Source organism: Kaarinaea lacus (genome assembly GCF_975902315.1).
Map to the genome: position 1 here is coordinate 1 of NZ_CDLKIE010000087.1, position 4,791 is coordinate 4,791.

At 43.6% G+C, this 4,791-nt stretch carries 4 protein-coding genes; 2 read left to right on the forward strand and 2 right to left on the reverse strand.

The window, feature by feature from the left end; genetic code table 11:
- Together ACWVCM_RS02040 and ACWVCM_RS02045 are read right to left on the reverse strand one after the other, a co-directional pair.
- The coding region (locus ACWVCM_RS02040; RefSeq protein ID WP_455200036.1) for a radical SAM protein at positions 1-1,048 on the reverse strand (1,048 nt) is incomplete at its 3' end.
- Entirely contained in the window at positions 1,048-2,070 is a 1,023-nt protein-coding gene (locus ACWVCM_RS02045; RefSeq protein ID WP_455200037.1) for a glycosyltransferase, read from the reverse strand. The genes ACWVCM_RS02045 and ACWVCM_RS02040, both read right to left, overlap by 1 nt.
- Before the next feature lie 321 nt (positions 2,071-2,391).
- Between ACWVCM_RS02045 and ACWVCM_RS02050 the strand changes: the two genes are divergently transcribed.
- Both ACWVCM_RS02050 and ACWVCM_RS02055 read left to right on the forward strand, forming a co-directional pair.
- Positions 2,392-3,348 (forward strand): sulfurtransferase, encoded by a 957-nt coding sequence (locus tag ACWVCM_RS02050; RefSeq protein WP_455200038.1) that lies wholly within the window; start codon positions 2,392-2,394, stop codon positions 3,346-3,348.
- Positions 3,349-3,596: 248 nt separating this feature from the next.
- On the forward strand, positions 3,597-4,526 hold the full coding sequence (locus ACWVCM_RS02055) for an HPP family protein (protein WP_455200039.1): 930 nt from the start codon (positions 3,597-3,599) through the stop codon (positions 4,524-4,526).
- Positions 4,527-4,791 lie beyond the last annotated feature (265 nt).

The window sequence follows — 4,791 nt, forward strand, 5'->3', positions numbered from 1 at the left end:
GGTAAAGCAGCGGGTTGAGCATGATATTGGTAATGAAATAGCATTCGTGGGTGCAGTGGCAACAGGCATTTTCTATTTTCTGAATGATAGTTTTTGCTGCCTGGGTTTGGAGCATGTCACGCAGGTTGTAGTGATGGTCTCTGATATTGCCAAAACTTTCTGTCAGCGTTTCGCAAGGGTAGACGTCACCGGTTTCAGTTAATACCAGGTTGGCTTTTCCCGCATAACAGGGGATGAGTCGACGTTGTTGGTCGTGGGTCTCGCGGATTAAGTTTCGTTGCAGAATGTCTTGCGCGATTTTTAGTTTGCCGCCCTTGAATTGATAGTGAGGTGAGTCATTGTTACGAATTCTGTTGGCGAGCAAGTCTGAGAAATACCAGTACTTTTTCATGTCTACCGCTTTATAGGCAGGATTTCTTAAATCGCCCCGGACTAATGAAATGGTGTGTGTGGTGCTATGTTTTAGTGTAGCCACATAGTCAATGATGGCCTGCATTCTGTCCTGGTTCTGAGCGCAAAACACGGTATTCACGCCCAGTTCAAAATTAGGGTAAGCGTGTTTTAATTCACTCAACAGCTCATAGGTCTGTAAGGTTTTTTCAAAGCTGCCAGGTGTATTTCGCAACTGGTCATGCTGATCGTGTAAGTCATCGATTGATAACTTGACGACAATAACACTGTTCTTACAACGGCGAAGAATCTGTTCCGTGTGATCCCGAATGCGTTCAGGCATCAGGCCATTGGTGGGGTAAAGCATATACACCGGTTTGTTATTTTCATAAAAGATACGACTGATTTCGGGTAAGTCTTTTCTTAAATAAATTTCGCCACCGGAAAACGCCAGCCATAGTAAGTTGCCCATTGACGACGAAATACGCTGTATTTCATCCAGCGCCAACTCCGGTGCTTCTGGTGTGCAGGGATTATTATTCTCTAAATAAAAGCAGTAAGGACATTTGGCATTGCAACGACGGGTAACGAAAAACGTCAACTGGATAGGGCGCTGTTTATAGAAAATCGAAGGTATGTGTCGTATCGGTGAGTACATTACGTCACGTCCTTTGGCGCGAATTGGGATTTCACATAAGCGGAGATGCCTAATACGCTACCGGTACTGACGGCGACAGGGTATACCAATAAATAATAACTGCTGGCGGCCAGCGTAAAACGTAATCCCTGGGAGTGATACATGGTTGCCAGAAATCGGAAATTGATGCAAATATTGGTTAACAATAAAGCAAGTAAGATTGCCATGTATAAATTATTTTTTGTGATCACAAGCGCAATCAATAGCATAACTGTCAGGGCAAATGACAGGGTATTTAATTTAAGCTCATGAGAAGCGGTGCCTGAGTCGCTGAGCAGGTCTTTGTTCCCTAAACTGTAAGTGGTCCAAAAGCGCGTTTTCCGGATAGCGTTTCGTAATGATCGTAAGAAGGAAAAATTGAAAATATGTTTCACCTGCAATTGTGGATTAGTGATCAGTTTTACACCAGCCCGCTTCAGCCGGTGGCTATATTCCACGTCTTCAAGGATGGGAAACGCCTGGTTAGTAAAACCATTATGTTTGCGAAATAACCGGGCATACATGGCCAGAGCGTGTGTGGCGATGTAATCTGGACAGTTTGCATGCTTGGTTTCTGCGTAGTGTATAAACAGGGACTGGAAGCGACTAAAGAAATTATTATCGTAGGGTTGTTGGGTGTAGGTGCCGCCTACCATAACATTGTTACCAGCCTCAAGGTTGTCACTAACCGCAGCCATACTGTCGACGACGGTACGCAGGCTGTTTTTCTGTACTACGCAATCAGCATCCGTAAAAAACAGGATGTCACCACGGCTAGCTTTTACTCCTGCGTTACGGGCGTAACCTGCCCCCTGGTGTTGCGAAAGACTGATTAACTGGCACGGATATTCCCGGATAATGTCTCGGGATTCGTCGCTCGAATGGTCATCGATAACGATTACTTCATAATGTGGATAATCCGACTGAAAAACAGCGCGCAGGCAGGTCCCAATGGTCTGCGCGTTGTTGTAACACGGGATAATGACGGATATGCGTTTGTTCACTGACATACAGTCCTAATGCATGCGATCCTGATGACCACAAAAATTGATCAATATTTCCCCAGTTCACTTACTATAACTATAGGGCGACCAGAGTCGTCACAAAATGATGCAGATGTATCATTCCCAGTATTTTGACTCTGGCCAATACTTAGTCTTATAGCAGGGAAGAGGGAAATTCGTACAGCAGGATAGCAGGATAGCAGGGCGGGAAGCAGGACGATATTAATTGTACCTCGGAGGAGGTGTGCTATGGATGCAGTGAATAAATATCTAGTTATTCTACTAATGGGCCTATTTTCCTTGTGCTGGGCAGGCAGTAGCATGGCCGGCAACTGGAAAAATCCAGATTTATTAGTAGATGCTAAAACAGTGAAAGAAAATGCGAATAAAAAGGGTTATGTCGTTGTTGACTGTAGAGACTTGAAGGATTATCTCAAGGGACATATACCCGGTGCCATCAGTTTTGGCAAACGTTGTAAAAAAGCCCTACGGGATACAACATCCCGGGTATTCAGGGATACGGAGAAATATAATCGTCTGTTTAGTAAAGCTGGAATCAGCAACGACGACACCATCATCTACTACTACGATGGCCTGAAAACGCTAACAGACGCTACTGTTGGATTCTGGGTTACAGAGCTAATGGGTCATAAGAAGGTTCAAGTGCTTAACGGTGGTCTGGATGCATGGCGTAAAGCAGGGTATCGTCTGGATTCCAAGCCAGTTGTTAGAGAAAAAACCAAGTTTGTTGCGAAATTTGAACCCGCGTTATACGCAGAAACCTCGGAAATACTAAAAATTGCCAAAGCTGAAGAGACCAAGTCACAATTAATTGATTCCAGGACCGCAAAAGAAAATAAAGGTGCTGATATCCGGGCCATCAGGGGCGGTACTGTGCCACACACTAAACTTAATGTGAGTCATATCAATTCACTGGCAACCGAGAAAGATCCCAAATCCGGCAAATTAAAGCCTGTCGCTTATTTTGACTATGAAGCGGCCAACAAAGCGTACGGAGGTTTGGACAAGAAAAACAGGACTATCGCTTTTTGCCAAACCGGTACGCGTTCAACCATGACTTATCTGCAACTAAGAATGTTAGGCTTCGAAAATGTAGCCAACTGGGATGAGTCCTGGCGGGTTTATGGATCCAATCTTGAATACCCGGTCGAAGGTGAGCAATGGTTTAATTTTGCAGGCCTTAACAAGAAAATTAAAAATTTGGAAAAGAAAGTAAAAACCCTGGAAGCTGCAAATACAGTAGCCAAAAATAAATAAATAACAAAAAGGAAGTTTATACGAGTGTAGAGCGGTCACTTCATGTGACCGCTTTTTTTTTGCATTTTTGTTTGATGCTTGCAAAGAATGCCAGAGATCTATTTGAAAATATGCTACTTTAGGACAGCTGGTAGCGACATACTATTAAAAGAATAAGTCATTGTGAGAATGACACGTTGTATCATTGTCCTGTTTTGTAATTAATTAATCTTGAGTAATTAATATTTCACTGAGAATGGTAAATTTTAATGCAGACCTGGTTTGATGGTGTTAAACGGTTTTTTGGCGTTGAAGCAGAGAATATAAGCACTGCTGAAAAACTGGTTTCAGTAATGGGCAGTTTCTTTGGTATCTTTTTTATCGCATTGGTGAGTCATAAAACGATTGGTGCGCAAGGAACGGCGATTATTGTCCCTTCGATGGGAGCTGCCGCGGTGTTACTTTTTGCTGTTCCTCACGGTCGATTGTCTCAACCCTGGGCTCTGTTTGGTGGAAACAGTATTTCCGCGCTGATCGGCGTGAGTTGTTATAAACTGTTTCCAGATCCCATGTTATCCGGAGCGCTTGCAGTAGGACTATCCATTGGAGCCATGCACATTTTAAGTTGCATGCACCCGCCTGGTGGTGCTACCGCACTGGTTGCGGTCGTAGGTGGGCCCGCTATACATGACCTGGGGTACAAATTTTTATTTATGCCCGTCTTGCTCAATGTAGTGATAATCTTTTTTGTAGCGATCGTTTTTAACAGTGTATTTCCCTGGCGTCGTTATCCCGCCAGTATTATGCGTTTCACTAGTGTGCCGGGAGAAACCAGCTCGTCATCCGCACCGCGTATCGAAAAACGATTTATTGAAAAAGCAATGGAAGATATGGATAAGGTTGTGGATCTCACCACCGATGACATACAACGCTTAATTACTCTCACTCTTGAGCACACTGACCACGCAAATCTGAGTCCAAAAGATATAGTGCTTGGACGTTACTACACAAACGGAAAACATGGCGCCGAATGGTCGGTGCGACAAATTATCGACGAATCTCAATCGCCCACACCAGATAATGATATGGTGATATATCGCGTGGTAGAAGGCCGTGGACTAAAAAGTGCAGACAGTTGTACGCGTGACGAATTCGCTCGGTGGGCTGCACGAGAGGTGTTTTCTGCTAGTAAAAGATAATATCAGTCTTCCGCCTCTGAATTTGATGTTTAATATTCTTGGAAATTAAGAATCATGAGAATGAAAACCAGGGATATAATGACGTAGTGTCAAACACAATTTCAGACAATTATAGTTTGAAATGTTCTTCAACCGCTTCCAGTTTTTTTCAGATAAAAAACCCCGTCCAGTTAAACGATTGAATGCTCCAGTTTGCAGAGTGAGTGCTGTGATATTTCCGTGATGTTTGCGTGAGGTCCCCGTTAATTTTTCACCACACACTTAC

Coding starts and splice junctions, on each gene's coding strand:
- ACWVCM_RS02050 (WP_455200038.1), top strand. CDS start 2,392: ATGGCCGGCAACTGGAAAAATCCAGATTTATTAGTAGATGCTAAAACA.
- ACWVCM_RS02055 (WP_455200039.1), top strand. CDS start 3,597: ATGCAGACCTGGTTTGATGGTGTTAAACGGTTTTTTGGCGTTGAAGCA.